General features: G+C 57.2%; 1 protein-coding gene. It reads left to right on the top strand.

Translation table 11 applies throughout. From position 1 onward, the window contains the following. Positions 1–18: 18 nt before the first annotated feature. Positions 19–920, top strand: a 902-nt coding sequence (locus AC0L23_RS39955) for an amidohydrolase family protein (protein WP_473358420.1), incomplete at its 3' end; no start/stop codon positions are given.

The raw sequence follows: 920 nt of genomic DNA, 5'->3' as shown, positions 1-920 counted from the left end.
GCGGTAGAAAGTGGACGTATCGCATGGGTCGGCCGACGCGATGCTCTCCCAAATGCACTTCATGAGCATGCCACCGAGATTCACGACATGGCCGGGGCTTGGGTGTTGCCCGGTCTCATCGATCCGCACACTCATGTTGTCTACAGTGGCAATGGACGCCGCGATTTTGGCATGCGGATCAGGGGGGCCACCCGTGACGAGATTTATGGGTCTGGAGGTGGTGTCCCCGGGATAGTCAACGCGACGCGAGCTTGCTCCGCTCAGGAGTTGTTCGCGACAACTTCGCGGCGTGTCCGAGAATTCATTGCGCATGGCGTCACCACGATCGAGAGCAAATCCGGTTTTGGTCTAGACCTTCAGACGGAGCTAAAGCAGCTACGTTGCTCTCGCGCCCTAGAACAGGATCTACCTGTCACGATCGTCTCCACATTTCTCGGCGCACACGGAGTTGCTCCGGAGTTCAAAGGGCGGCCCGATGATTATATTTCTTTCCTTATCGAAAAGGTGCTGCCGGTCGCCGTATCGGAAGGCCTCGTTGATGCGGTTGACGGATTCGCGGACACCATTGGGTTCAGTGACCGTCAAATAAGCCGATTGTTCGAAGCCGCACGAGCACACTCGATACCCGTGCGTTTGCATGCGGACCAATATTCCGACGCGTCCGCCGGAGCGACTGCCGCACGGCACAGGGCGCTTACCGCCGATCATCTCGAATATGCGTCCGAACAATCGATCATAGCAATGGCAGAAGCCGGGACTGTGGCAGGGATGTTACCAGGCGCAAACTATACATTGCGAGAGACCCGCGTGCCGCCCATCGCATTGTTCCGCAAGCACAAGGTAAAAGTGGCTCTGGCCACCAACAGTAATCCAGTCAGTTCGCCCACAAATTCCCCGGCCGCGATAATGAACCTTGCTTG

It is taken from the genome of Bradyrhizobium sp. MI1.4 (assembly GCF_055811315.1).
Note: the sequence above shows the minus strand (reverse complement) of the source record. Positions and strands in the feature narration are given on the sequence as shown.